General features: G+C 61.3%; 5 protein-coding genes. 4 read left to right on the forward strand and 1 reads right to left on the reverse strand.

Going from position 1 to position 5,000, the window contains the following annotated elements; genetic code table 11:
* The 3 genes from IWX65_RS17135 to IWX65_RS17145 form a co-directional block, all read left to right on the forward strand.
* A partial coding sequence (locus IWX65_RS17135; protein ID WP_442859216.1) for an LGFP repeat-containing protein occupies window positions 1-618 on the forward strand: 618 nt, incomplete at its 5' end.
* A 670-nt stretch (window positions 619-1,288) separates the two neighbouring features.
* Entirely contained in the window at window positions 1,289-2,128 is an 840-nt protein-coding gene (locus IWX65_RS17140; RefSeq protein WP_196884760.1) for a peptidoglycan DD-metalloendopeptidase family protein, read from the forward strand.
* A 495-nt stretch (window positions 2,129-2,623) separates the two neighbouring features.
* A complete protein-coding gene (locus IWX65_RS17145) occupies window positions 2,624-2,800 on the forward strand; it encodes a helix-turn-helix domain-containing protein (RefSeq protein ID WP_196884761.1) in 177 nt (58 codons plus the stop codon).
* Window positions 2,801-3,106: 306 nt separating this feature from the next.
* Here IWX65_RS17145 and IWX65_RS17150 read toward each other — a convergent pair whose 3' ends face one another.
* On the reverse strand, window positions 3,107-4,141 hold the full coding sequence (locus IWX65_RS17150) for an IS110 family transposase (RefSeq protein ID WP_196884762.1): 1,035 nt from the start codon (window positions 4,139-4,141) through the stop codon (window positions 3,107-3,109).
* Window positions 4,142-4,456: 315 nt separating this feature from the next.
* Between IWX65_RS17150 and IWX65_RS17155 the strand changes: the two genes are divergently transcribed.
* The gene (locus tag IWX65_RS17155; RefSeq protein WP_196884763.1) at window positions 4,457-4,930 is read left to right on the forward strand and encodes an IS110 family transposase; all 474 of its coding nucleotides are present in this window, start codon (window positions 4,457-4,459) and stop codon (window positions 4,928-4,930) included.
* Window positions 4,931-5,000: the final 70 nt, after the last annotated feature.

The raw sequence follows: 5,000 nt of genomic DNA on the forward strand, positions 1-5,000 counted from the left end.
GGTGTCCTGGGTTACCCCACCAGTGCTGAGATCTGTGGGTTGCGTGATAACGGTTGTTCGCAGTCTTTCCAGCGCGGTGAGATCCTGTGGTCCGCTACGACCGGGGCGCACGTCAGCCGGCAGGGCGGGATTCGTCAGGCCTACCGGGCCGCGGGTGCTGAGAACGGTATTCTCGGCTACCCGAGAAGCCCTGAGATTTGCGGGTTGCGCGACGGCGGCTGTTACCAGTCCTTCCAGCGCGGCGAGATTCTCTGGTCCGCTACTACCGGTGCGGTGATCAGCCGCAGCGGCGGAATCCGTAATGCCTACCGGGCCGCGGGAGCTGAGAACGGTGTTCTCGGTTACCCGGTCAACATCGAGATTTGTGGGCTGCGCGATAACGGTTGCTATCAGTCCTTCCAGAATGGCGAGATCCTCTGGTCCGCCACGACCAACGCCCACTCGACCGTCACCGGACCTATCCGCACCACCTACCGGACACAAGGAGCCGAAAACGGTGCCCTGGGATACCCCGTGACCACCCAAACCTGCCCCACCACCACCCAATGCACCCAAACCTTCCAAACCGGAACCCTCACCTGGACCCCCACCACCGGCGTCCGGATGGTGCAACGCTAGGCGAGGGTCATGACCATGTAGGAACGGGTTCGTTGCGTGAGGGGCATCGTGGGATGCGGCAAACATCTGCCTGGTTTTTCGGCAGGTCCGCTTTCCCTGCGCCCTGGCCTTGGCAATCCCGTGGAATTCCTGTGCCAAAAAGGGTTATAAGCGCAGGAAAAACTGAAATATCCACTGAAGAATAGATTCATGAGCCGCTGATTCCCGGCACCCCGAACTGCACGATGGGGGACAGACGGCCTTCCACAAGGATGAAGCCGATGTCATTCCGGCGGCGCGGAGTTATGAAGCCAAGCAGTCAAGCGCACTACGGACAGCGAAGGTGCCAGCAACCGGACCGCCACCACATATCCGCTGGACGGGTTGCTCAATTCTCCGTCCAGGTAATTCCACCCGAGTCTGAGGAATAGTTTCGCAGGCCATTGAGAGGCTCATCTTGTCCAAGAATCGCCGTCCGGCACGTCACCGTGCAACCCCGAGCCGATCGCAGCAGGTGAAGACCGTCTCACGTGCGGTGACCTCGCAGGCAGGGAATGTCGGTCGATCCGCGGCCGTGGCTCTGGCCGCATCGGGTTTGCTGATAAGTGGAGGACTTCCAGCGAACGCTAACAGCGTTCCCGAAACGCTCGGCGTAGCGGGCTCCGCGCCAGCCTTGAAGGTGCCCGTCACTGTGCCGTCCAGAACCCGTTCAACCCATGAGGTGATTTCTGGGGATACCCTGAGCGCGATCTCACGGACGTACGGTGTGGAGTTGGGATCGGTGTTCGCCCTGAACGGCATGGGGTTGGACACCATCATTTACCCCACCGACACCATTGTCGTAGCTGAAGAAACTGCTGTCTCTTCCGGGCCCCGTAGCCACGTAGTGATTCCTGGGGATACCCTGGGCTCGATCTCCCAGTTGTATGGTGTGGAGCTGGAGACCGTGTTCGCCCTGAACGGCACGGGGTTGGACACCATCATTTACGCGGATGACATCATTCTGTTGACTGACGAAGTGGGGCTGGGCGGGCCTGCAGCGGCTTCCGTGATTGAGCCATCAGCGGTACCCGGACCGGTGATGGAGACTTCAGGGGTAATTTCGCCGGTGCCCGGACCCGCGGCAGAACGAGTACCGGGTGATCGGCTGGGCTTGCCTTTGATGAGCCTAGTCGTCAATTCTCCGTTCGGGTTCAGGAGCAATCCGCTGGTGGCCGGGGCAGAGGAACTGCATACCGGCCTCGATTTCGCGGCAGGGTGCGGCACTGCGGTCTTCAGTTCCGCCGCCGGTACTGTCGTTGAAGCAGGATTCAGTGCCTATGGCGGCGGAAACCGTATCGTCATCAATCACGGCAACGGCCTTGAGACCACCTATAACCACCTCGAAAGCATCGGTGTTCAGCCGAACCAGCCAGTTGGAAGTGACACTCCCCTTGGAGCGGTCGGGTCCACCGGAAATTCCACCGGCTGCCATCTCCACTTCGAAGTTGTCGTCAATGGCCAGACAGTAGACCCTACCGACTGGCTGTAGCCACAGCATCCCAGCTACGGGGCTGCCAAAAAGCTCGGGGATGATCATGTACCCGATAGGTTCCCCCACCGGCGGGGAAACGCGGGGACCTGTCCCGCCGCACTGAGCTTGAACGTTTTCCGGATCAGGTGGATCACACATGTCTGCACTGTCGTCAGCGGCCACACGTTCGACATCCGCTGTTCCTAAGTTTGGCTGAGGAGTTCCGAGCCTTCGTCCAATCCTCGAAGCTCATCGGCGCATTCGAGCATGCCAGTAGTGGGTCAGACGGGTCGGTGCACTAGCGGCGATAGCAATGACGCCCTTTTCCTTGCCGCGGGACAGCCCTTCCCGGAGGAACGACCCGAACCTTCCTCGACTACTCAGGGTGAGAGGCATGAAAACACGTAGCGGCTACTCGTGCGGTGGCAAAGAGGAGCGGCCACTGTTAATAAGGTCGCAGAAGTGACGAATGAGTTTCGAGGAGCAGGTGTATCAGTGGCACAGAACCGACCAATGACGACGAACCTTCTGACTGTTGCGGAGATAGCCGCCAGGATGCGGGTCTCAAGAATGACGGTGTACCGTTTGGTGCAATCCGGGGCGCTGGAGGGTATCCGATTCGGCCGCTCCTACCGGGTACCGGAAACCGCCGTGCAGCAATACCTCGAATCCGTCAATCCGGGACACTGATCCGCGGCTCGTCATCGTGCCGAAGGCACGGATGCCTACCAGGAGTTTCGTCAGTAGTGAAGCAGTCATCAAGGCCCCAACCAGGGGAGACTGGCGGGTGCCGCAGGTCACCCACAGGTGGACGGCTTTGAGCTGACCCAAAGTGCTCCACCCGCCCACGGTAATAGTGGAAACTGATCGCGGTTCCGGTGTGGCTCTCCGCCCACATGACGTGGCCCTTGGGCTACTGTCCGTCATTTGACCTGTCCACCGGCCCCGCGATCGCTTCACGCGCCGGCGGGTATGGCCTGATAGCGCCTCTGTGTGTCAAGCGGCGGTCTTTTCGGCGTAGTGGTGGTCGTGGAGGATTTGTCGGTAGAGGACGTTGGAGAGGCGTCGTTTGAGTGCTCTGCGGGCTTCGCGGGGTGTTTTTCCTTCAGCGATTTTCTTCAGGTAGTAGTCCCGGCCTGGTCCGGGGTCGCGGCTTTGGCACACGGCCATGGTGTGCAGCACGGAGTTGAGTTGCCGGTTGCCGCCGGTGTTGAGTCTGTGCCGGTGGTGGTTGCCGCTGGAGGCCTCCAGGGGCGCGGTGCCTGTGTAGCTGGCGAAATGTGAGGCGCTGGGGAATCGGGTGATGTCACCGACATGGCCCAGGAGTTTTGCCGCCAGGACGACGCCGATACCGGGGATTTCCTGCAAGGTGCTGTTGGAAGCATCCAACGCAGTACGGGTCTGCGCTTCATTGCTTTTGATAGCGGAATCGATGCGTCGAAGATCAGCCAGCAGCTCTTTGGTGAGCTCACGCCGGACCGCGTCGGTAGCTGTTGCCGGCCTGATCGTACGCAGCGCCGCGGCGGCTTTATCAGCGCTCAGACCGGGTTCGACACCACCGGGTAGAAGTTCACGCAGGAGCCTGTGCAGGCGATTGAGCAGCCGGGCACGTTCGTGGCCCAGATCCTCGCGGCGTTCGGCCAGCAGACGCAGGATCGTGCTCTGATCCTCTGCTACGACGACGCGCAGATTCTCCTGCCGCAGCCCCGTCAGGGCGACCGCGAACGCGTCCGCAGGGTCGCTTTTACGCCCGCCACCGGTGGAGAGGACCCTGACTTTCATGGCCAGCGTGGAGGGAACATCCACGGCGGCCTCGCCATGGGCCACGAGGATCTGGGCGGTTCCTCGGCCCAGACCGTTGGCACCTTCGATAGCGAATCTACGCTCGGGCCACTGCGCAGCCCAGCCCAGCAACTGTTTAGCGGTTCCTGCGTTGACGATGAAGCGCCGTACCCCGAGCTGGCAGCCCGAGGAATCGATGGCTGCTGCGGTGATGGAGGATTTGTGCGGGTCGATGCCGATGATGATCATGTCCGGGTCCTTACGCCGAGGTCGGTGATGGATCACCCGTAGCGGGCACCCTGACTTGAAGTGTTTGCATGCCTCTGTCGAGCCACGCCCCGGGCGGGTGTCAGCGGCGCGGCACGCTATCAGTGAGCCAACCCGAACAATACGGGCGGCAAGGAGCTTGCGGACCTGTGCCGGCTGACACCCTGGACGCTACAAGACTGCAGATCCTGCGGCATCCCACCATCAATGAAACAAGTCAGGAGCCTGACCAGATCCCCTTACCGTATTGCCTGCCCGTTCTGGCGCGTGGAGATTCACCTCCATCGAAAGGCAGACATGTCAGAGTCAGAAGCGCAGGCGCAGCGTGTTGTTGTCGGTGTCGACACGCACGCTGATACCCATCACGTCGCCGTCGTCACCGAGTACGGGAAACCGTTAGGTGATCGGGCGTTTCCGACGACGTCAGCGGGCTACCGGGAAGTCGTTGGCTTCATCACCGGCTTCGGTGTGGTCCTGCAAATCGGTATGGAAGGCACCGGCACCTACGGTGCCGCGCTAACAAGGGTTCTGCAGGGCGAAGGGATTCTCGTTATCGAGGTCAACCGGCCTGACCGGCAGCAGCGCCGACTCAAGGGTAAGTCAGATCCCTTGGATGCCTATCGGGCGGCCCAGTCCGTCATCACAGGCAGGAGTACGGCACTTCCGAAAGCCAAGGACGGACCCGTTGAGTGCCTGCGCGTCCTACGGGCCTTACGGGTGTCCGCCGTGAAAGCCCGCAGCGCAGCGGTCAAGTCCCGGGTGTTGGTGTAGCGGTCGGTGATCCTTTTAGTTGTTAGGCGCTGAGTTCGAGAGTGGTGTCGGTGGTCGCCTCCGTCCCGGT

This window comes from Arthrobacter sp. CAN_A214, assembly GCF_015751955.1.
Taxonomy (GTDB): domain Bacteria; phylum Actinomycetota; class Actinomycetes; order Actinomycetales; family Micrococcaceae; genus Arthrobacter_D.